Here is a 22629-nt window from a genome sequence, read left to right as displayed (position 1 = left end):
GAGGGCGACTAACATCATGACTAATGACACACTTCATACGATTTTGAATAGGTTTGACATCCACCAGCCTACTATTACGTTTTTAAGACATAATGAGAATAGAACGTATAGAGTGGATGACGTTCATGGAACTTCCTATCTGCTGCGTATTCATCAACCAGTGAAGGAAAGCATGATAGGCATGCAGCATACCTATGATGGATTGCTTGCCGAGCTGAAGATGCTAGATGCACTCGCAAGTCAAAACTATCTCATCGTTCAGGCACCGCTTCGTAATCGAGACGGGGAGCTTATCACGGTGTTGGAGCATGAAGGTCAGCAGCTAAATTGCTCTATACTAACATGGCTCGAAGGAAGAGATCTTCAGAAGGAGGATGTCTCGAAGCGTGAAATTGTACAGGAGCTAGGTTTCCAGCTTGCTGAACTTCATTCGTTTTTTCGTCAATATCCGCACGAAGGTATGGAACAGCGTCCTAGTCAAGGACTCACCTATAATATTGGAATGATTGATACGATTAAAAAAGGCTTGAAACTAGGTATGTTCACTGCCGCTGATGTCTCCATTGTAGAAAAAACTATTTTGCTCATTAATTCACGCTTGGAGGGCTCTGGGTTAACACGGGAATCATGGGGATTGATTCACGGAGATTTAGGGTTAGGCAATATTATTATCACCCCAGAAGGAAAATTGAGCTTTATAGATTATGGCTTCTTCGGGCCGGGGTATTATTTGACGGATGTGGCTATGGGAGCTTCTATGATTCCGGCAGAACACCGAAATTTATTTTTGGAAGCTTATTATGGGCACAACAATTGTCATGAAGAAGAACTACTTTTAATAGAAGGTTTCATGCTAATTTCAATTATTGGGTTTTACGCGTTTATGATGGGGAATGAGTCTGTCCATGACTGGATGCGTGAACATATGCCGCAGCTCTGCGCCAAGCGGTGTCTTCCATACTTGTCAGGTGAACGGATATTTTATATCAGCTAATAGAAATCATCGTTAATCGTTTATGTAATTGAGCCACGTTGCCATTTCGGCAATGAATAGAGTTAAATCATGTAGTCAAACGGGCAGTGCTGCTGCACTGTCTTTTGATGTATAAAATATAAGGATTGACCTAACGACAGGATTAGGTTAGCATGTGTTCATGAACTTATTATACTTTTTAGTATAATTAATAAATTTAATCCATGCGATAGAGGTGATAAAAATGATCGAAATTAGTGATCATGCAGCTGTCCAAATTAACGAGATGTTTAGCAGCTTAGATTGGCAGCACGTATATTTGCGTGTTGGTGTCGTTGATGGAGGATGTAGCGGCTTATCCTATGATTTACGCCCAGATGATACAATGTCCGATGAAGATCTTTCTTTCAAAGAGAAGGGTGTTCATGTCATTATGGATGCTAAGAGTATCGAGTTCCTTGTAGGTTTGAAAATTGATTATAAAGTGCAAGGAATGACGGGGGGGTTCACTATGGATAACCCCAACGTGAAAGCAAGCTGTGGATGTGGAGCAAGCTTTAGAACAGCTACATATCTGGGTGCTGTGAATAAATGTTAAATGCTAAAAGGCGCGTCCATAGATGGAGCGCCTCTTCTAACCTAAGCTTATTTCTCTCGCTCTTCTATTTTAATAACAACGATGTTCGATCGAATACTTTGTGAATCTACGGAATCAGCTGGTCGATAGCTTAAGGTGGCATAATTTCGGATTTTGTGAATCGTCGGCAAGGCCACCTGTTTTACACAGTAGGAAACCTCAACAGATTGACCTGGTTCAAGGTTGAGCAGCGAAATACCACTTGCTGGTTTTGCCTTAGGATGGGACTTACTATTGATTTTCACGCTTTTCGAAATGAATTTCGTTCCGTCTTCAAACAGATTCGTTAAGGTAATCTTTTCTAAAGGGACGTTACTTGCGTTAGTAACTTTAAAAGTAAAGAAAAGATTATCTCCTACATACATAGACTTATTGGATGCTTTCTGTTTGACCTTAAGTGGAAAAGGGGAGCCTTTTATTACTTCTTTCTTTTTTTGCAGTGTTTGTATCCCGAAATTTACTTCATTAGATGCAATATTCTCCTCTAACATAGGGCCATCTGCGACACTTCGATATTGAATCTTGGCGATCGCTTGATTGGAAATCGTGTCGCACTGTAGCCGCTTCGCTGGTATTTTCACTTTATACAACAAGATAATCGATTGCTCTGGAAGTAAAGTGCCAACAGAAATGCCAAGGCCAGGATTGGTATTAGGTGGGGCGAGTTCTCCATTTATATGCACACTTTCAGAAATTAACAAGACATGGTCTGCCAACGTATCGAAGATGATTACGGATTCAGCGGAGGTACTACCTATATTTTTAACAACAATGGAATATTGCAAGACTTGTTCTTCAAGTTCTTGTGATGGGCTAACATCCATTGTAACTTCCAATCTAGGTTGATTAATTTCAATGCTAATTCCAGCAGCATATAAGTTGTAGAAGTCACCTGTCGTACGGAATTGGAACATGGCAGATGTCTGACTATTGAAAAGGGATTGAGAAATATCCATATTTGATATATCCCATCGTCTGCTTCCAACGCCTCTCCTTCCAATTTCATCTTTACTAAAATAGGGCATAGATGCTGTGTTATATGTGCTTGTACTGCGGGCAGCATCTCCTTGTAGTGCTGTGAAAAAATGATGTAGAACATCATTTGAATTCGTAAGATCGATTGGATTCGCTGCAGCGTAGTCGAGAAGACTTGAAGCATCTTCCTCTCGTTCCCCCATACACACAGCCAATTTCCCAGCAATCGGACCACTAAGGGGTGTCCCGAAGCCGCTTATCGTTGTCGTGACGGATGATGATGGATTTACGCGAACGCCTCCCACATTCAAACTTAAGTTTCTTAAAGGTAACGTTGGGTGTTCGTAGATTACACACAGTGTCCAGCCGATTAACTTACATAATGTATCTGCTTGACGTATATTCGTCGAGTTTCCGTTTACAATATAAGCGCCTGAGCCTCCTGCTCGAATAATATCGGTCACGTTGGCAGATCGGAAATATTCATATTCTCCCATATAAGAGGCCGTAGCTGGATCTGGCTTAACGCGGAACTTTATTCCTTCTGGGGTGGTCAAATGAATAGGAGCTTCTATCGATGCACGCCAGTTGTTTCCTAAATGGTTAAAAGACCCTGCCCAAACGAGTTCAGCGTACAGCACACGGCTCTTAGGAGGCAGAACCAGCTCAGCTATGGAGCTCACACCAAGTGCATTTCCTGCAAAGGTCAGGTCACCAGAAGCGTTGCCTGAAAATCGAAGCATGAATGTCATAGTCAAACCTCCTTATCTGGCTGCACGTGGCCATCTCGTAAATAATACATCCATTCATACGTGTGCTTTCTGTTAAATACGTATGCAGCTAGATGATGTAGATGCATGATTCCAACGTACTTATTTCATTTAAATGTCTTTTGGGGTAGGAGGAATACGATCTGGCATTTAGCAGCACAATGAATAATGTTCATGCTCTTGTTAAGAGTCTCTAGACTGAAAAAGGTTCTCATTTTATAATGATTATAAATAGCTTGACAGATTGCATCGTCTAGTAAATAATAATAATTATAAAGTGAGTTCGGAAGCTGATTTTAGCATGTCCAGAATTTACTCTATACTTATTACAAATAAAACTCTATTAGTCAAAGGAGATATACAACATGTCACTAATCGGTACAGAAGTACAACCATTTAAAGCACAAGCATTCCAAAGCGGTAAATTCCTTGAAGTTACAGAGCAAAGCTTCAAAGGTCAATGGAGCGTAGTATGCTTCTACCCAGCTGACTTCACGTTCGTTTGCCCAACTGAACTTGAAGATTTGCAAAACCAATACGCAGAGTTGAAACAACTTGGCGTTGAAGTATATTCTGTATCTACAGATACTCATTTCACACATAAAGCTTGGCATGCAAGCTCTCCTGCAATCGGTAAGGTTGAGTACATTATGATCGGTGATCCATCCCACGTGATCTCCCGTAACTTCGATGTATTGATCGAGTCCGCTGGTCTTGCAGATCGTGGAACATTCATCATCGACCCAGACGGTGTTATCCAAACAGTTGAAATCACTGCTGGTGGTATCGGCCGTGATGCAAGTGCACTAATCAGCAAAATCAAAGCAGCACAATACGTGCGTAACAACCCAGGTGAAGTTTGCCCAGCTAAATGGCAAGAAGGCAGCGAAACACTTAAGCCTAGCCTTGATCTTGTAGGCAAAATCTAAGGTGGGATTGTAAATGGCACTCGATCACGACATCAAACAGCAGCTAGCGCAATATCTTCAGCTCTTAGAAGGGGATATCGTTCTAAAGGTTAGTGCGGGCGATGATGCTGCATCTATAGAGATGATGTCTCTAATAGATGAGCTTGTCAGTATGTCCACGATGATTACAGTCGAAACAGCACCATTACCTAGGACACCAAGCTTTAGTGTGAATCGTGTAGGTGAAGAGACAGGTGTATCCTTTGCAGGTATACCGCTCGGGCACGAGTTTACTTCTTTAGTATTAGCGTTGCTTCAGGTAAGTGGTAGGGCTCCAAAAGTAGATCAAAGTGTCATCGATCAAATTAAGAGCATCGAAGGCGAGTATAAGTTCGAATCTTATATTAGCCTAAGCTGTCACAACTGTCCTGATGTGGTACAAGCACTGAACTTGATGAGTATCTTTAATTCAGGCATTTCGCATACGATGATTGATGGCGCTGTATTCAAAGAAGAGGTAGAATCGAAGAACGTCATGGCTGTTCCAAGTGTTTACCTCAACGGTGAATTTTTCGAAAGCGGTCGTACGACTGTAGAAGAAATCCTTGCCAAGTTGGGCACGGCTCCAGATGCATCTGAGTTTGATAAGAAGGAACCGTATGATGTTCTCGTTGTCGGTGGCGGTCCAGCAGGTGCGAGCGCAGCTATATATGCGGCTCGCAAAGGGATTCGTACTGGTATCGTTGCTGAGCGTTTTGGCGGTCAGGTTAATGATACATTAGGCATTGAGAATTTCATTAGTGTGAAATACACAGAAGGTCCTAAGCTTGTCGCTAGTATCGAAGAGCAAGTGAAAGAGTATGGCATCGATGTTATGAAAACTCAACGTGCGGCACGTCTAGACAAGAACGATTTCATTGAGATTGAACTTGAGAATGGTGCTGTTCTTAAGAGTAAGACAGTTATCATTTCAACTGGTGCTCGTTGGCGTAATATCGGTGTTCCTGGAGAGACAGAATTCAAGAACAAAGGGGTAGCTTATTGCCCGCATTGTGATGGTCCTCTGTTCGCAGGTAAAGATGTCGCGGTTGTTGGCGGTGGCAATTCTGGAATTGAGGCAGCGATTGATCTCGCTGGTATTGTAAGACATGTAACGGTTCTTGAGTTCGCTCCAGAGCTCAAAGCCGATGCAGTGCTGCAAGATCGCCTGTACAGCTTGCCGAATGTAACGGTTCTGAAGAACGTGCAAACGAAGGAATTAACGGGAACTGATAAGTTAAACGGAGTTTCTTATACTGAACGTGATTCAGGAGAAGTGAAGCATATCGAGCTGCAAGGTGTCTTCGTCCAGATTGGTCTTGTGCCAAATACAGATTGGTTAGCGGATACCGTTGAACGTACTCGTATGGGTGAAATCGTTGTAAACAGCCATGGTGCTACAAATATACCTGGTGTATTTGCTGCCGGCGATTGCACGAACAGTCCGTATAAGCAGATCATCATTTCGATGGGGTCTGGTGCGACTGCTGCTCTAGGTGCGTTTGATTATTTAATACGTAACTAATTGATTTGAGATAGGAGCAAATGCTTGTTATCTCTGCATAGTTAAGAAAAACAGCCCTCACTTCATGCGAAGTTGGGGCTGTTTTTTGCTTCATCAAACTTAACAATAAACTTACAAAAATGATCTCCATCTGTACGACAGCACGTTCTTGATATATCGTTCGTGCCGAGTACACTTTTCAGCATATCCGTTTCGCAGCTACAAGCAGTCTTATACGCTCTCGCAACGGATAGAATAGGGCAGTTATACTCCACTAATTCGTATGTGGTTTCATTAATTTGAGAGTAACCAGCCATATAGCCTTTTTCATTTTGAATGTTAACCATTTCAGCCACTTTTTCAGAGGTAGTCTTGTTGTCCATCCGTGAATCATACTCATTAGTTAGCCGCTCTTGTCTCTTATCAAAGAGACGTTGAATCGCTTCGTTTCCATACAACTCTTCGATATCATGTAGAAACTCAAGACTAATGCCATCATAATTTTTAGGGAAGTAAACTTCGGCTTTTTCAGACAAAGAAAAAGTTTGAATCGGTCTTCCCATAGGCTGCCTTACTTCGTTCGTTATTATTAGCCCGTCTTTATCCAGTACGCTCAGGTGCTTTCTCACAGCCATATGTGTTATATCTAAAAGTTCTGTAAGCTCATTTACAGTCAACACAACTTCTCTTTTCAGCAAAGTAAGAATTTTATCTTTCGTGCTTTTCTTTGTAATTTCCATGCAACTGTCCCTCCAATAAACAGGTGGAGTTAACTCTCATTCAAACACCGTAGTTTTCACTCAAATTTAATCTAATAATTTTACTATAAAGTATAAAATATTGATAGGCATGCGGAAAAATAGAAGTTTATTGACGAAAAGGATAATAAAATATTATACTTATACATATAAAAAGTATAACTTATTAGTTGGGAAGTGAACAGTTCCAGCACAAATTAACAATTCTATAAGTGAACCGTTAGGTACTTATAAGCAGGATTGGAGTGAATCACCATGGAAATCGTAATATCTGAAAATGCCATCCGTTCTTTTCAACATGAATGGGCGTTAGCAGAAGGTCAGTATGTAAGAATATACGCTAAATACGTAGGTGCAAGTGATGATGCCTTCTCCATTGGAATTAATGCGAGTGCAGATCCAATAGATCCAGCGCTAGTGAAGGCTATTGGCGGCTATCAATTTTTTATAGAAAATAGCGACGCTTGGATGTTTAAACATAAAATATTGAAAATAGATAGTAACGAAGAGGATGGCGTTTTTTTTATTAATACTAGTTCGTGTCCGTAAGTATGTATACTTTTCTATATCTAATTATTATATATTTTAGTATATAAGGTATACATATTGATTACATGAAATAAAGAGATAAATATTTTGCGTTACCGTGAGAGGAGAACCATCATGCAGGAGCAGCAAACAAACGAAATAGTTGATATGATTATTATTGGTGGAGGTCCAGCGGGTATGTTTGCCGGGTTCTATGCAGGGATGCGCAGTGCAAGCGCGCGAATTATAGATAGCATGCCTCAATTGGGCGGTCAATTGGCAGCCCTGTACCCAGAAAAATATATTTATGACGTTGCAGGTTTCCCTAAAGTGACAGCGCAAGAGTTGGTAGACCGTTTGAAAGAGCAAATGAGCGCATTTCCGGTTGATGTTAAGCTGGAGGAGAAAGTGCTGCAAGTGATTAAGGAAGATGAGCGTCAATTTAAGGTAGTTACGAATAAAGGTGCGCATTTCGGACGGTCTGTCATCATTGCAGGTGGAGTAGGTTCCTTTGAGCCAAGAAAGCTTGATCTTCCTGAAGCAGCTGCCTTTGAAGGAAGAGGGTTGCATTATTTCATCGGTGACTTGCAGTCCTTTGCTGGACAAGATGTTATCGTATGTGGAGGAGGAGACTCTGCTGTTGACTGGTCCCTGATGCTAGAAGGTATCGCGAATAGTGTAACGATTATTCATCGTAGAGACAAATTCAGAGCACATGAACATAGCGTTGAGAACCTAATGAAATCCAGCGTTAACGTTCTGACTTTTATGGATGTTAAGCAGCTTAGTGGCGAAGATCGCTTACACGAGATCACGATCGCAAACAATCGTACGGGTGAAGAAAAGCGCATTGCTTGTGATGCGCTAATCGTAAACTACGGATTTGTTTCCTCTCTAGGCCCTGTCACGGAGTGGGGATTGGATATTGAAAAAGGTTCCATTCGTGTTGATACGAAAATGGAGACAAACATTCCGGGGATTTTTGCAGCAGGGGATATTACAACGTATCCTGGTAAGTTAAAGCTAATTGCTGTTGGATTAGGAGAAGCGCCAACCGCGATCAACAACGCAAAGGTTTATATTGATCCAAGTGCTAAGCTCTCACCGGGTCATAGCAGCAATATGAAGTTTTAATCATAAAATGAATTAACTTAATTAACTTGAATATTAGCACAAGCCCGCAAGCATCTTGCGGGTTTTTAATTTGCGTATTTACTATGGAGACGGGTTAGGAAGGATACTGATCCTTTTTGTCGAATAAGTCGAATGATTACAATGAAGCTATCTGTATACATATTTTACTTGCAGCGTTGAGAAGGGGTGTACAAATTGAACCATAGTACTGCTGACAATCAGCTCCATGCAAAGTCTATATTATAACCAGAGCGGTGATTTGCATGGAGCGTCCTAACAAACCGCATGTTTTCATTCTTGCTTTTTAATAACGGTGAAGACAGTTAATAGTATAGATTTTGCTTCCTTAAAATGATTTTTAATTTTAAGGAGTAGATCACCGATGAAATATACTAGTGCAGAAGCTGTTTTGCCAGAACATTTGTTAAAAGAAGTACAGAAATATGTACAAGGTCGGATGCTTTACGTCCCTAATTCAGAAGGGACTCGTAAAAAGTGGGGCGAAAAATCTGGCAACCGAGCTTACTTAGACCTGAGAAATAGCCAAATTCGCCACCAATTTGAGGCTGGATTATCCATTGATCAGCTCTCTGAACGCTATAGTCTATCTTATGATAGTATTAAGAAAATTGTATATTCAAAAAAATAATTAGCTTAAAAGGTTTGCGGAATATACCGCAAACCTTTTTTATGTGCAAAAACAATTAGGAATTGTTCTTTGTATATATTTTGATGGGCAGTCAGAACTATGATGAAGTGGTGAGTGAACATCATCGGGCTCACGGATAGGTGTTGATATGAAAAATGGAAGCTTTGAATGACAAGACCAAGAATTGAAAGCAGGGATGTTAGATGGAAGTTAGGATTCCACTGAATCACTTTGATAGCGAAGAAGCAACCATACTGGAAATACAAGCGGCCATGGACAAAGGAGAGATCACATCCAGAGAGCTTGTCATGCACTACATGTATAGAATTGCAGAGTACGATCAGAATGGGCCAATGATATATTCGGTTATGGAAATAAACCCAGATGCAATCTTTTTGGCAGAGGCACTCGATAAAGAAAGAAATGTAACAGGTGCCAGAAGCCCTTTGCATGGCATCCCTGTGCTGCTAAAAGGCAACATTGAAACAAATGATAAAATGCGTACCAATGCTGGTGCGTTAGCATTGCAATATCATGTTAGCGCTCAAGATGCATTCCTAGTTCAACAGTTAAGGCAAGCTGGCGCAATCCTATTGGGCAAAGCAAATCTCACCGAATGGGCTAATGGTATGTCATCTACAATGTGGGCGGGATACAGTGGGGTAGGGGGGCAAACGAAAAATCCATATGGCGATCATTTTCCAGGCGGATCAAGTACCGGTTCCGCGGCATCTGTGGCAGCTAATCTCACTACTGTCGCAGTTGGGACAGAGACGTCTGCCTCTATATTAAGCCCATCTGTAAATCAAGCAATCGTTGGCATTAAGCCAACTGTAGGCTTAATAAGTCGCTCAGGCGTCATTCCGTGGTCATACTCGCAGGATACAGCAGGACCCATGGCAAGAAATGTGACAGATGCATCGATTTTATTAAGTGCTCTTGCAGGTAAAGATGAGCGAGATCCGGCTACTTGGAGAATGGAACAGTCTAACTTAGACTATACAGCTTTTTTAGATGAAAATGGATTAAGCAATGCAACAATAGGTGTGTTCAGGAATGCTGCGTCTAACCATTTCCGTGATAGCGGCGAATATGATGGACGATTATTTAATGATGCTGTAGCCGAATTACGAGCATGTGGAGCTACTGTAGTTGAAGATATTGATATCCCAACGCTCCACAAAGAATGGACTTACAACAAAATGCAGTGTGAATTCAAGCATGCGACGGAGAACTATTTGCAAAGCCTACCGGCTCATCTTCCGGTTCATACACTAGATGAGTTGATAGAATGGAACGAGCAGCATGCTGATCAAGCATTGAAATATGGGCAGGACAAATTAAAGTCTCGCGCTCAGTTAAACAATGCATTAAAGAGCCCTCAATATCTACTAGAATCCATCACTGACTTATATGATGCGCAGCATAGTGGGATCGACTATGCTTTGAAAAAATATCATTTAGACGCAATACTATTTCCTGCATATGTAGGTGCGGATATAAGTGCGAAAGCGGGTTACCCGTCTATTGCAGTTCCAGCTGGATTTCAGTCGAATGGGAGGCCGTTCGGTATTACGTTTGCCGGAACGGCCTTTAGCGAACCAACACTCATTCGTATTGCTTATGCGTTCGAACAGAAAACGAAACATAGAAGGATGCCAGAGCTCAAGTACTGAATATTTCTATGTTATCGCAAGGGGGGCTGGAAGTAGGCTGGTTCATTTATGTATTAATCGTAGAGCAGTCCATTTGACAGCTCGTCCAATCGTTCCCAATCCAACACGTATAGCTTTTTCTTTTCTTTACGAATGATATTCATCTCATTCAGCTTTACAATTACACGATTTAGATGTCGTGGCGTCGTTCCTATTAAAGATGCAATCTCAGAGATATGCGGCGTGAGCATCTCCCTACCGAACTCATTTTTAAGACGAGTCGTTAACAGGTAGCTTGCAAAGCGCTCTTCAACCGAGGCTAGCAAATTTATTCTTGAAGCGGTCGTACAAGTTTGAAGCTTATAGGAAAGATGCTTAAGCAGCTCATGTAAAAAGGTATGGTTCGTCATCAGTTCTGTTTCGACGGTGCGCTTGTTAATGAATAAAAAAGTTGTCTTTTCAACCGCTTCCACCTGAGACTGAATCACTACCTGTTGGATTAATTCAATATCACCGAATACAGATAATGGGTGACAGAACCGCAGCAGCAATGCTTTCCCTGTCTCTACACTGGATGACACTTTTGTTTTTCCTGCAACTTGAAAATAGACCCCGTCCAGCTCTTCGCCTTCTCTGAGTATGAGCTCATTGGGCTCATATATGCGAAGTTGTAGTGGCACGGAGTTGGATTGTGATTGCATGAATAGATTATCGAGCTGGTATTTCACAAGATAATGCTGGATTATATCGCTATCATGAATGATTTTCATCGTTTTCTCCTCTTTTGAGACATCTGTCCTTTTTATTATACAAGCAATTGCTATGATAAATATCAGAAAAGGAAGGAGAATGAACGATGAAAATTGTTTTTGATTTGGACGGGACGATCTGTTTTTCAGGAAAGCCGCTAAGCGAGAAAATGATTCAAGCTCTCGATCTCCTTGTGAATGAAGGACATGAAATCATTTTTGCTTCGGCAAGACCGATTCGTGATCTATTGCCTGTCATTCCTGAGCAGATGCATTATTATCCGATGGTTGGTGGGAATGGGGCATTTGTGGGAAGGGGAGGAGAGATTCTCTCTACCGTACATTTTGATAAGGCTATAGCAGATAGTCTGCTCCAGTTGATAAAGGAGTTTGAGGCTGCTTATTTAATAGATAGCAAATGGGATTATGCATACACTGGTGCTCAAGACCATCCAATACGACGAAATGTGGATCCTGAGCAAAGGGCGCACCATAGACATGTAGCAGAGTTGGATGAGATTGTAAAAATAGTCATTTTACATAGTCTTGATCAGCAACGTTTGTTAGGTGAATTGCAGCAGCAGCCGATTGTAATTAATATGCACGGAGCTGAAGACATCATAGATATTAGCCCTGTAGGTGTTGATAAATGGGCAGGGCTGCAGGCCTTGGGACTACGGTCGCATGAATTTATCGCATTTGGCAACGATGCGAATGACATGTCTATGTTTCAGCACGCTCAGCGCTCTGTATGTGTAGGGAATCATCCTGAACTTGCGGGCATGGCAACGGAACAGGTTGTAAATGATGAAGAACGAGTGGTTGATAAAATTAGACACTTATTTTACGAACATTTAGTCGTAGAGTAGATCGCAAGTTGCCTGTCCTTTTGTACGATGATGTATTTCACTTTCGTTAAGCTGAATAGCTGCTAGGATAATGGTTGATGTTATCTAAAATAAATGGTTCATGTTATGCTTTTAGGCATAATTCGCTATAATGGTTACAGGGATTTAGGAAAGGAATGCAATCATATGAAAGTCATCGTAGTAGGAGCAGGAATTCTAGGGGCGTCTACCGCATACCACTTAGCAAAAATGGGTGCAGAGGTTCTGGTCGTAGACCGTAAAGATAAAGGACAAGCTACGGATGCAGCAGCAGGTATTATTTGCCCGTGGTTAACACAACGACGCAATCAGGCATGGTATCGGTTGGCAAAGGCTGGTGCGCGCTTTTACCCTAAATTGATCGAACAGCTCGAAAACGAGGGTGAAGCTCAAACGGGCTATGCGCAAGTTGGATCGCTTAGTCTTCATCATGATTTGGACAAAATCAACAAGATGGAGGAGCGAGCGCATCTCCGAAGAGAGGATGCAGCAGAAATCGGGGAGATTACTCTTCTAGATGAAAATGAAACCCGTATGCAGTTTCCGCTGTTGGCAGAAGGATATCATGCTGTGCACATTAGCGGTGCAGCCAGGGTAGATGGCCGTGCACTGAGAGATGCACTATTGCAGTCTGCTCAGAGAAACGGGGCTGTCCTGATCGATGGGGATGCCACGCTGGAGTACCAGTCGAACCGTGTCACTGGAGTAAAAGTCGGCGAAGAAAGCTACACGGCTGACATGGTCGTCGTGTGTGCGGGTGCATGGGCGAAGCCACTTCTACAGCCTTTAGGTATTAACTTTAAGGTTACTTATCAAAAAGCACAAATTATGCATGTACAGCTTCAAGATGGACAAGATACGAGCACTTGGCCTGTCGTGATGCCACCATCAGATCAATATTTGTTAGCGTTTGACCATCAAAAGATCGTAATTGGGGCAACACATGAAGATGATATAGAAGGCTACGATACAAGAGTAACACCTGGTGGCATGCAGGAAGTTCTGAACAAAGGATTAACCTTGGCGCCTGGGCTAGCTAGCAGTACATTTGAAGAGGTACGTGTTGGTTTTCGACCGTTTACCCCTGGTTTTCTTCCGGTTATAGGGGTGTTTCCTGAATGGGATGGTGTTATCGCTGCTAATGGACTTGGTTCGTCGGGATTAACAATGGGGCCCTATATAGGAAGCCAGTTAGCAAAATTAGCACTTGAAATGGAACTAGATATCGATATAAATGATTACGATATTCGTAAAGCAATAGAATAAGGTTGAAGTAGTGAAAAGCAGAAGCAGATCTTCTGCTTTTTTGTTTTCACTTTTTTCTCTTTCAAGCAAATTACGTCACAATTGCACGAGTTGATGGTGTTATACATTATGAGACCCTAATGAAGAGAGGAAAAACAACCATGAAAACGACAATGAAATTAGCAATTGCTACGCTTAGCGGATTACTTCTGTTCAGCTCCATGACTCTAGCTGTGGAGGCAACTTCGTTAACAACTGCAAGTAACTCTAGGTGGAAAGAAACAGCAGCCAAGCCTAAATCAGAAAGCGAAGCAGATAAGTTAATAAAAGAAGAGCTGGACAAAATTGGGGAACTACTCAAGAAAAATCCTGATGATATGTATATCGTATTTGTCAGCAACGAATTAACGAAAAAGAAAACGAACGAGGTTTTCTCGATGGGAGGTTCGTTAAAATTCTCTACATACAAAGATTATTGGAAAAAAGCTTCTACGTTGAAAGATACCGTGCTGCAGGAACCTGCTGACCTGCCAGAAGGATATAATTTTACGTATGGCGAAATTTCGGGACCGTACAGTACAGAGTTAAGTGCAGATTTGAAGGCTGAAGCGAAAAAGCTAGGAAAACAGATTCACTGGAAAAAAGTGAACTGGACGCGTGCGACCTCAATTCGGTTAGAGTATAAGAGTGGAGAACATGATATTAAATTTGGTTACAGTCTGCTTGATAAGAAGGATGCTAAAGCACCTAGGGGTTTCACTTATGAATCAGCTGATGAGATGATTAAGGATAATCCTAAACTCAGTAAAAAGGACAAGTATGTATTTAACATTCTTACTTGGGTTGAAAAAGGGAAGTATTATTCCATCACAACGAATCCAGACAGTCCATTAACAAAGGAAGATCTAATAAAATTGGCTAAAACGATAGTTAAAAAGTAGATCTTAGTCGCTCATAACAGAGTTCCATCAATGTTAGCAAATATAGTCCTCATGCGACGGATACTCTGGCTTATAAAGAGTATCCGTCTTTTCGCACCAATTAAATAATCAAGCAACATTATTCCGCTCTTGATTTTTCTTCTTTTTCCTTCGTTTGTTTACCCACTTGTTCTTAGCTGTTCCACCTCCACCGACAGCATGCTGTTGTTTGGTTCCTGCGCGCTTTCGATGGCGGAGTTCGTCCCGCCAGTACTATATTTCCCAGCGCCGCTTGCCACTTGTGTAGCAGAAGCATTAACAGCATTGGTAGGTAGCTTCACAATTTGATCGTTTAGCACGACAACAATTTCTTTGAAGGGACGACGTGTTTTTCCTCTATTGCTTATACGGTATGGCTTGAGATCAGCAGCCTTCAACCATTTATTCGTGGCCGTTCCTCCAGCGCCAACACTTTGCAGCTGCGACCTGCACCGCTTGCAATTTGTGTGGTATTGGGGGCGTTCGTAAACTGATGGTTTACGCCTAATGAATAATTATGCATTCATATACATTAGTTTGTGCCCTAGACAATCTGCCGATGATACTTGAAGCGTATGTTGGCCTGTCAAGCGGCCATAGTGTGATATGCGTCATCGATCGATCGACGATCTAAAATAAGTAAGAGTTATTTTTCATCAGGAGTTCTAGATGGTTCTTAGATAGTTGTAGATTTTGTTTCAAAATTTTGACATAATCCCTCCGAGATTTTATGATTGTCAACCGAGGCAGGCGAAGAGATTTCCAGTGCTTTATCAAGTTCAATCTGGCACCTGGTGATCTCTCCAATTTTAATTCTTGCCCAGGCCGTTCGTAGCATCGATCATGTCCAGTTCATCGAGCAGACCTTGCATTGTATAGCGCTGGAAGAGCTCTTTCGCGCAGCAGCAATTCAGGCATATCCATCTTTCTTAAAACTTCCCCGTACTTCTTTTCGAGTTCTAGAACGATTTCTTCTATGCGCACGCAGAAACATAAGCTGCGCTCCCTTGTGTCGTTTACATGTTTTACCACGTCTACTACACCGATGTTTTAAGGGTAGGAACCTCTTGAGGTTCCTAGGCATAGGTACGTTGAGAAAACTCTTGCGGAACAGACTTCGGCTCCTCAAATTAAGTATCATAAAATCACTTTGACACCTATAAACTAATTGGAGAGTCTAGTTTATTAAAATCTCTATCAGCCAAACTAAACGACAATTTAATTACATTATCTTCTCTCTTAAATCTTACTAAGTAATTGCCAATTTCTAATTTTAAATAAATCCCAGACATATACTCTGATCCATCTGGTTCTAAATCCCCCCCTGTAGTATCTTCTCCTGCACCGACATATATATGCCCTGAAGGAGCCTTCATATACAGTGAGCCATCACAATCACTCATACTATCTAATATGTCAACACTATAAGCCCCATCGCTACCTAAGCCTAAAAATATAATATTTCCTTGATTTATTTCATCAAGCTCATCTTCAGGTATACTCCACCAATCTGCTGAATCATTTATTCTATGCTTTATAGCCTCTAGATCAAAAACAGCCAGAGTTGCAGTATCCGTTGAAAATGAAAATCTTGCAGTCTGCATTTACTTTCCCTCCATTATCCACATTTAAAGGCTCTTACTTGTTTAGCTCCATCTTTTACGTAAATACCAGAAAATGACTTGATTGTTTTTTATAGCCTCAGACTTAGAAGTAACTTGGCTAAGTCTCTCTGACAAAATTTTATGCGCTACAGAACTAGCCCCCCTGACTGCCCTACAGGTAATTTTACCCCAGTAGGGTGAGGCCCTATAACTAGCGGCTAAACCTAACGGGTGAACGACGAATAAGTGGATAAATAACGCATAAGAACAAGGGTTTTGGGCTCATTGTGTCGAAATTATATGCAAAGGAAACCTCGAAAATCAATTGATCATGCCAAGCGATTTCTTTCTGCCCTGCGGTGAAAAGCTGGACGAAGAAAATTGCTGGGTTCAGTTGGCGCGATGCTCCTAGCTTGATGGCGATGTGGTAGTCATCCGTTTGTGGATGGTGTCAGCTACGCTGGTACTACCCCAAAAAAGAAGCATTTTGACTGAATTGAATAAGAAAATGAAAACCTTCTGAGGGGAAGCTTTCCAAAACCCCTGGGACGGTTATTTGTTATCCCTTTTTAAGTATACCATTGCTGAATTAAACCTTTAAGATTTAAATATAGCGAAATAATTATGACACCACACATCTATCGACTCCAGCCAAGGGCGTTCTAGTGATGATACGCTTTTTCCCTTTTTCGATAATAATAGTGAGTCGATCTGATTTCCTACCCATAAACATCCTCCTTATCACTATAGGTTTTTAATAAGTATATGTCCTAATGATGAATCGGTAAGGGGTAGGTGTCGAGTAGGTTATGGTATACTTTTATAATGGGAAGACGTAATCGAAGCAGGAGATAGTATGATTCTAATCAACTTGTTAACTTTATCGAAATATCCTATGATAGCAAGCAAATGTTCCGATGTATGCTTTATGGAGAGGTACTATTTTCATAGAAGAAGACATGCTTACGGAGCGGTTTCAGGAGTTAGCTCCAGAAGAACAACAATACGAAATGCACTTTATGTACTATGAGACTGCAGCAGTTTGTACATCCAATTACTACGATAAATAAATAATGAGTTGAGATCATCCCTGTTCTAATAAGCTACTCCTTATTGGAATGGGGATTTTTTAGTCGTCAGTAACGAGCGCTTGCTCATAGTATAAAGGAGAGTCAAAATTCAATTTAGTGGATAACTTGATGTCATTTTGGTGTTGACCTTGCCCTAAGGGGAAGGTGTACAGTGAAATGGAAGCAAGTTCCGATAGCGATGCAGCAAGCAGCTCAGAACATAAGAAGAACGGAGGGGAAAAGTGCTATCAATTGGTGAATTTTCGAAAATATGCGAAGTCTCTACAAAAACGCTTCGCTATTATGCTGAGATTGGCTTAATTCAAGCGGATGAAATTAATCCAGAGAATGGTTATCGATATTATTCCATCAAGCAGCTCAAAAAAATGCTCTTTATTACTCGTATGAAATCGTATCAATTTTCGCTAGAAGAAATCAAAGCTATTCTGGAGTTGGAAGAGGATGTAGCAGAGGAGAGGCTTTGCACGGTTTTGCACCGAAAGAGAAACGAAATACAAGATAGGCTGCATGCTCTGGAGTACACGATAAATCAAATAACTAATGATATCTCGAATTTAGAAAAGGGAATTCCGATCATGTCCTACCTTGATCAAATAGACGTTCAACTGGTTGAAATAGAGCCGTTGAATCTTCTGTATATACGCAAAATGATGAGCAAGGATGACTATGCTGCTGGATACGGCATGTATTTTAGCAGCCTGTACGAAAAGATTGCGACCGAACAACTAACGTTGCTAGGTGCTCCGATGACGATTTATCACAGTTCAGAATACAATCCTTCAGGAAATGATACGGAATTTGCCATTCCAATAAAAGAGGTAGTAAAGGGAACGAGAGATTTAGCAGGCGGCCTTTGTGCAAGGACGGTTTTCACTGGACCATATTCAGAGTTGACATCAATCTACGCTAGACTAAGAGAATGGATAGAACATGAAAACTATGAATTGGTGAATTCACCTTATGAAATATATGTAACAGATCCCAAGCAGAGCGCAGCACCTGAGGAAATGGTCACAGAGGTGTATTTCCCTGTAAGGAAAAAATAGCTGCATGACCTAAGACACTTGAGTTCTGAGGACAAGACACTTTCCTAAACATAAACACTTACTGTATAAAAAATCAGAACTGTTTGCAACATTAGAGGAGGTACATATAGATGAAAAACGACAGTCCAACAAATGAATGGCAAACCGCAGACCCTAGCATTTTAAAAATGGATGCCAATACGTTTATTGAACTCGAACATGTGGTGCAATCCAATTATCAAAATATAAATGGTATCGTTGTTGTAAGAAATGGGTGTATCGCTTACGAAAATTATTTTAATGGCTACAGCTTGAATGATACGCATCATGTAGCATCTGTGACGAAAAGTGTTCTATCTGCGCTTATTGGTATTGCTATAGATCAGGGTTACATAAAAAGTGTAAACCAAAAGATATTGGACTTCTTTCCTGAATATGTGCCTGATCCAGCAGATAGGAAAAAACGAGAAATTACTATCCAGCATCTTCTTACGATGACAGCTCCTTATCCATTTGAAGACTGGCGTGAACCCTTAGATAAGTTATGCATGCAGCCAGATTGGATAACCTATACGCTGGATATGATCGGGCAAAACGGGGAGCTTGGCTCCTTTAAGTATTCGACTGCAGGAGCACACTTACTATCAGCTATCCTTACACGCAGTACAGGGAAAAGCGCTCGTGAGTTCGCCAACACGCACTTATTTTGCCCCATAGGTATGCAAGAAATTCCGAACTACAAAATGGAGGCATTTGGCTTCGAGGATTTGTTCGGGAATAATGTGGAAGGGTGGGTTCATGACCCGAATGGCTATTCCACTGGAGGCTGGGGACTTACACTGAGTACGCGTGATATGGCACGTTTCGGCTTGCTATATTTGAAGCATGGGGTATGGGGTAATCAGTCGATCATCCCGCAAAAATGGATAGAGGAATCAACAGCGTGGAATGCCAATCATTACGGCTATCTTTGGTGGTTACGAGAGGAGGATGGTGTTCGTGCAAACTTAGCATTAGGGGATGGTGGAAATGTCATTTGCTGCATTTCAGAACTAGATCTCGTTGTATCTATATCATCATCCTTCATGATGAATGCTAACGATAGATGGACATTAATTAAAGAATACATTGTCCCAGCATGTATATCGTAACTACAAGTTAATACAAGATTGGTACGTTGGCTGTAGAAACAGCGATAAAAATTGCAAAAGGCAACAGGTTGAAGCTTCTATTCCAGTTGAGCTTGAACTCATCACAAAAGATACCGTTAACAAATAAGGTAACGTTGGACAAGTGTGCATATGTTCTTTGAGCGTAGCACACTTGTTTTTGTTAAGTCTCTTTCCGTACACTTTATAGGAAGGTTACTCGTAAAAGGTTTTGTTATCAATGACGACAATTAGAGACGTTAGCAAGCTGGTTGGTGTATCTGTAGCAACGGTTTCCCGACTGCTTAACCAAAGTGGCTATGTGAGTAAAGAAGCAGAAAGTGCTATTGTGGCAGCGATTCAAAAATTAAATTATAAGCCAAATAATATTGCTAGAAGCTTGGCTGGCAAAAAAACGGCCGCCGTTGCTTTGATGGTGCCGGATATTTTAAATCCTTTCTTCCCAGAAATCGCTCGCGCAGCAGAGGACGCAGCTGCTGCTGAAGGCTATACGTTCGTACTATGCAATACGGACAATAATCCAGTTAAAGAAAAGCGGTATATTGAGACGCTGATCAACAAGCAAATTGACGGTATTATTATTTCTTCCTATACGATTCAAGCGGAACAAATCATTGCCTTGCAAGATCGATCGATTCCAGTTGTGGCTATCAATAAACCTTTTTCTGGCTATCCGATCGTTACCATTACAGCTGCTAATCAACATGGCGGTGAATTGGCTGTTAGCCATCTTCAATCTGTCGGGTGCCAAAAAATTGCTCATATTTCAGGCCCAACGGATGTACACGCTTCAAGAGAGAGGACGCTCGCTTACGAAGAACAGTGCAAAGCGTTTCCTTGGTTTACGCCAAGCCTGATAGGTTATGGCAACTTTACGGTAGCGGGTGGCTATCAAGCTATGAAGGACATCTATAAGAAGCATCCTGATGTTGATGGTGTATTTGCAGGCAATGATCTAATGGCTGCTGGAGCATTGAAGGCTCTTATAGAGCTAGGCGTTAAGGTTCCTGAGCAAGTCAAGTTAATTGGTTTCGATGGCATACGTATGGAGATGGTCTATCCAGAGATTACGACCATCTCTCAACAAATTTACTCCGTCGGGGAAACGGCCATGAATTACTTAATCCGCTTAATCAATAATGAGCCAGTTGAACGTAAAAATTATGAGTTTGATGTAGAATTGCTGTATAAAGGAACTACTTAGTGTTAAATTGACATCCATAATAATCACAGCATCAACTTAATGAACAGGCTCCTTAGCTAGAGGGGGTCTGTTTTCTTTATGTATATGTCTTATTATAAATTCGTGAAATCCCTGTACTGCAAGGGATAGAGAGTGTACTTCTAGCCATATTAAATGAAGAGTCAGCACTAGCAGTTGACCTTGACATTATGTCAATGCTTATTCTATCTTCACGGGCAGTTTATTTTAATAAAGGAGTAACAACATATGAAAAAATTTCGCTTGAAAACAATAACGACTGTTTGTGTCATTTTTAGCATGATATTCGTGTCAGCTTGCAAACCTGAAGTAGGTGAGGCCCATTATGACAGTAAGGTACCTGTTAGCCAATTATCCAACCACGTTGTCATTAAAAATGCCACCATCTATACAGCTAACCAAAAACAAGATATGGCAGAAGCAGTAGCATTGAAAGATGGTAAAATTACATTTGTTGGATCTAACAAAGATGTAGAAAAGCTTATCACTGAGGATACTCAAGTTATTGATGCAGAAGGGCAGCTTGTTCTACCTGGTTTTGTAGATAATCATAATCATATTTTTGAAGCACAATCACCAGCTGCAGGAAATTGCAGTGTATCACCAGAGCATTCTTTACAAGAACAACGTCCCTATTTAGAAGCATGTCAAAAAGGCATAAAGCAGGGAGAATGGATTAGCGGAACAGGATTTAGCTTAGAAAACTTATTACAAGATTCGGATGAAGAGTCAGAAGACCAATCACCATTACAGCTCCTTGACGAGCTATTTCCGAACAATCCTGTCGTAATTATGGAGAGAACATCGCACGCTGTATGGGTTAACTCCAAAGCACTTGAGGTAGTTGGGATGAATACAGATAAGAAAGATCCACAGGGCGGAAGAATAATTCGAGACCCTGAAACAGGTGAGCCTTACGGTATTCTTTATGATGCTGCTGGTGATATTGTGATGGAGAAAGCATGGAGTTCACAACCGGGTCTATTTGAGAAAAATGTTGAAGGTTTATTGGCTGGCCTAGATGAGGTTGCGAAAAATGGAATTACAACCGTTGGTGATGGTCGTCTCTATTGGAAACGTGGCTGGTTAGATGTGTGGGACAAAGTATATGACGATGGGAAGTTAACGTCACGAGTAGTCCTTCGTCCATGGGTATACCCTAACATAGATGAAGCAGAACAACTCGAGTATTTCAAAAAAGTGAAACATCATGATCTATCATCAAGAATGCTTATTAATCAGGTGAAAATGTATAGTGATGGAATTAGCATTAATAGCACTGCAAAAACATTAGACAAATACAAATTTGAATGGTTCCCTGGGACTCCATATGGTCTAAATTATATACCAGAACAAAAAATGAAATGGTGGTTGACGGAACTCAATAAAATTGGTTATGGTGCTTTTATTCATACGATTGGTGATGGTGGGGTAAGAGAAAGTTTGAATGCAATAGAGGCAGCCCAAAATAATGGAGCGAATCAGCCATACACACTTACGCACGTAGAAATGGTTGAAGAGAGTGATATTCAACGTTTTGCTGAATTAGGTGTTAGCGCTGATTTTCAGGTAGGGCATGATTTTGCAGAAGACCCTAATCAAAGCTGGGCAAGTACCTATTTTTCAAATGAGCAAATGAAGCGGATGATGCCGTTAGGGCAAATATGGAAAACGGGGGCGAATGTATCGCTTAGTAGTGATTGGGATGTAAATGAGCTGAATCCACTCGTTACGATTTCTAACTCATTGAGTCTTGGCGAAAAGGGGTTACCTGATGTATTTTCAGCCATTGACGCCTACACAATTAAGCCTGCCAAATCATTAGGCCTTGATAAAGTTACTGGCTCCATTGAGGTTGGTAAATCTGCGGATATTATTATAGTAGATGATGATATCACTGAGATGAAAGCACATGATATTTCTAAGGCTAATGTGTTAATGACCGTGTTACAAGGAGAAGTCGTTTACTACAAAAAATAAATAGTCGTACATGAAAAAGAATGCAGACCTACTATCTGCATTCTTTTTTGTTGTACGCCCAGCATGGGCGTCATCTCTAGGGTGAAAGTCCCGAACGGGGGCTGGCGAACGCCTACCGTTAGCCAAGAGCAAGGGTGTCTGTCGTGAGGCAGAATCTGAAGGAAGCTG

Annotated in this window: 21 protein-coding genes and 1 pseudogene; 15 read left to right on the top strand and 7 right to left on the bottom strand. The window is 41.2% G+C overall.

Annotated elements, in window-relative coordinates; genetic code table 11:
- Window positions 1-16 precede the first annotated feature (16 nt).
- The gene (locus IFO66_RS15515) at window positions 17-994 is read left to right on the top strand and encodes a phosphotransferase enzyme family protein (RefSeq protein ID WP_192026037.1); all 978 of its coding nucleotides are present in this window, start codon (window positions 17-19) and stop codon (window positions 992-994) included.
- Window positions 995-1217: 223 nt separating this feature from the next.
- Window positions 1218-1571 carry a HesB/IscA family protein gene (locus IFO66_RS15510; protein WP_192026036.1) on the top strand — a complete coding sequence of 118 codons (354 nt, stop codon included), beginning with the start codon at window positions 1218-1220 and terminating at the stop codon, window positions 1569-1571.
- A 47-nt stretch (window positions 1572-1618) separates the two neighbouring features.
- Here the strand turns inward: IFO66_RS15510 and IFO66_RS15505 are convergent, their stop codons facing one another.
- Window positions 1619-3337 (bottom strand): DUF11 domain-containing protein, encoded by a 1719-nt coding sequence (locus IFO66_RS15505; RefSeq protein ID WP_192026035.1) that lies wholly within the window; start codon window positions 3335-3337, stop codon window positions 1619-1621.
- A 383-nt stretch (window positions 3338-3720) separates the two neighbouring features.
- On the opposite strand from IFO66_RS15505, the gene ahpC reads away from it, so the two are divergent.
- Both ahpC and ahpF read left to right on the top strand, forming a co-directional pair.
- On the top strand, window positions 3721-4284 hold the full coding sequence (ahpC, locus tag IFO66_RS15500; RefSeq protein ID WP_028595040.1) for an alkyl hydroperoxide reductase subunit C: 564 nt from the start codon (window positions 3721-3723) through the stop codon (window positions 4282-4284).
- Window positions 4285-4297: 13 nt separating this feature from the next.
- Window positions 4298-5827 carry an alkyl hydroperoxide reductase subunit F gene (gene ahpF, locus IFO66_RS15495; protein ID WP_192026034.1) on the top strand — a complete coding sequence of 510 codons (1530 nt, stop codon included), beginning with the start codon at window positions 4298-4300 and terminating at the stop codon, window positions 5825-5827.
- Between the two features lie 62 nt (window positions 5828-5889).
- On the opposite strand, the gene IFO66_RS15490 is transcribed toward ahpF, so the two are convergent.
- A complete protein-coding gene (locus IFO66_RS15490) occupies window positions 5890-6546 on the bottom strand; it encodes a helix-turn-helix transcriptional regulator (protein WP_192026033.1) in 657 nt (218 codons plus the stop codon).
- A 273-nt stretch (window positions 6547-6819) separates the two neighbouring features.
- Here IFO66_RS15490 and IFO66_RS15485 point away from each other — a divergent pair, with 273 nt between their 5' ends.
- The 4 genes from IFO66_RS15485 to IFO66_RS15470 all read left to right on the top strand — a co-directional run bounded on the left by IFO66_RS15485 (window position 6820) and on the right by IFO66_RS15470 (window position 10551).
- Entirely contained in the window at window positions 6820-7113 is a 294-nt protein-coding gene (locus IFO66_RS15485) for a HesB/YadR/YfhF family protein (RefSeq protein ID WP_192026032.1), read from the top strand.
- A 114-nt stretch (window positions 7114-7227) separates the two neighbouring features.
- Entirely contained in the window at window positions 7228-8226 is a 999-nt protein-coding gene (locus IFO66_RS15480; RefSeq protein WP_192026031.1) for an NAD(P)/FAD-dependent oxidoreductase, read from the top strand.
- A 382-nt stretch (window positions 8227-8608) separates the two neighbouring features.
- Window positions 8609-8875, top strand: a complete 267-nt coding sequence (locus tag IFO66_RS15475; protein WP_192026030.1) for a CD3324 family protein — start codon at window positions 8609-8611, stop codon at window positions 8873-8875.
- A 203-nt stretch (window positions 8876-9078) separates the two neighbouring features.
- On the top strand, window positions 9079-10551 hold the full coding sequence (locus IFO66_RS15470; protein ID WP_192026029.1) for an amidase family protein: 1473 nt from the start codon (window positions 9079-9081) through the stop codon (window positions 10549-10551).
- 53 nt (window positions 10552-10604) lie between these two features.
- Here the strand turns inward: IFO66_RS15470 and IFO66_RS15465 are convergent, their stop codons facing one another.
- Window positions 10605-11300: a Crp/Fnr family transcriptional regulator gene (locus IFO66_RS15465; RefSeq protein WP_192026028.1), complete on the bottom strand. Its 696-nt coding sequence runs from the start codon at window positions 11298-11300 to the stop codon at window positions 10605-10607.
- 86 nt (window positions 11301-11386) lie between these two features.
- Here IFO66_RS15465 and IFO66_RS15460 point away from each other — a divergent pair, with 86 nt between their 5' ends.
- From IFO66_RS15460 to IFO66_RS15450, 3 genes are all read left to right on the top strand, one after another.
- Complete coding sequence (locus IFO66_RS15460) at window positions 11387-12148, top strand: HAD-IIB family hydrolase (protein WP_192026027.1); 762 nt, start codon at window positions 11387-11389, stop codon at window positions 12146-12148.
- A 165-nt stretch (window positions 12149-12313) separates the two neighbouring features.
- The gene (locus IFO66_RS15455) at window positions 12314-13432 is read left to right on the top strand and encodes an NAD(P)/FAD-dependent oxidoreductase (RefSeq protein ID WP_192026026.1); all 1119 of its coding nucleotides are present in this window, start codon (window positions 12314-12316) and stop codon (window positions 13430-13432) included.
- Window positions 13433-13572: 140 nt separating this feature from the next.
- Window positions 13573-14352 carry a hypothetical protein gene (locus IFO66_RS15450; protein WP_192026025.1) on the top strand — a complete coding sequence of 260 codons (780 nt, stop codon included), beginning with the start codon at window positions 13573-13575 and terminating at the stop codon, window positions 14350-14352.
- A gap of 158 nt (window positions 14353-14510) precedes the next feature.
- Here IFO66_RS15450 and IFO66_RS15445 read toward each other — a convergent pair whose 3' ends face one another.
- The 3 genes and pseudogenes from IFO66_RS15445 to IFO66_RS15440 form a co-directional block, all read right to left on the bottom strand.
- On the bottom strand, window positions 14511-14768 hold the full coding sequence (locus tag IFO66_RS15445; protein ID WP_192026024.1) for a hypothetical protein: 258 nt from the start codon (window positions 14766-14768) through the stop codon (window positions 14511-14513).
- Window positions 14769-15109: 341 nt separating this feature from the next.
- Window positions 15110-15266 (bottom strand): annotated as a pseudogene (locus IFO66_RS24375) (IS1634 family transposase); the annotation flags it as partial.
- A 261-nt stretch (window positions 15267-15527) separates the two neighbouring features.
- Window positions 15528-15974 carry a DUF6386 family protein gene (locus IFO66_RS15440; protein ID WP_192026023.1) on the bottom strand — a complete coding sequence of 149 codons (447 nt, stop codon included), beginning with the start codon at window positions 15972-15974 and terminating at the stop codon, window positions 15528-15530.
- Window positions 15975-17286: 1312 nt separating this feature from the next.
- On the opposite strand from IFO66_RS15440, the gene IFO66_RS15435 reads away from it, so the two are divergent.
- From IFO66_RS15435 to IFO66_RS15420, 4 genes are all read left to right on the top strand, one after another.
- Window positions 17287-18111, top strand: coding sequence for a MerR family transcriptional regulator (locus IFO66_RS15435; protein ID WP_192026022.1), 825 nt, complete (start codon window positions 17287-17289; stop codon window positions 18109-18111).
- Window positions 18112-18221: 110 nt separating this feature from the next.
- Window positions 18222-19241 (top strand): serine hydrolase domain-containing protein, encoded by a 1020-nt coding sequence (locus IFO66_RS15430; protein WP_192026021.1) that lies wholly within the window; start codon window positions 18222-18224, stop codon window positions 19239-19241.
- A 238-nt stretch (window positions 19242-19479) separates the two neighbouring features.
- Window positions 19480-20463 (top strand): LacI family DNA-binding transcriptional regulator, encoded by a 984-nt coding sequence (locus tag IFO66_RS15425; RefSeq protein WP_192026020.1) that lies wholly within the window; start codon window positions 19480-19482, stop codon window positions 20461-20463.
- 246 nt (window positions 20464-20709) lie between these two features.
- Window positions 20710-22461, top strand: a complete 1752-nt coding sequence (locus tag IFO66_RS15420) for an amidohydrolase (RefSeq protein ID WP_192026019.1) — start codon at window positions 20710-20712, stop codon at window positions 22459-22461.
- Here the strand turns inward: IFO66_RS15420 and IFO66_RS23835 are convergent.
- Window positions 22429-22629 (bottom strand): hypothetical protein (locus tag IFO66_RS23835; RefSeq protein WP_225445805.1); only part of this gene is annotated, 201 nt, incomplete at its 5' end. The two genes, IFO66_RS15420 and IFO66_RS23835, sit on opposite strands and share 33 nt — an antisense overlap.

The organism is Paenibacillus arenosi (assembly GCF_014841135.1).
Classification (GTDB): Bacteria; Bacillota; Bacilli; order Paenibacillales; family Paenibacillaceae; genus Paenibacillus_B; species Paenibacillus_B arenosi.
Note: the sequence above shows the minus strand (reverse complement) of the source record. Positions and strands in the feature narration are given on the sequence as shown.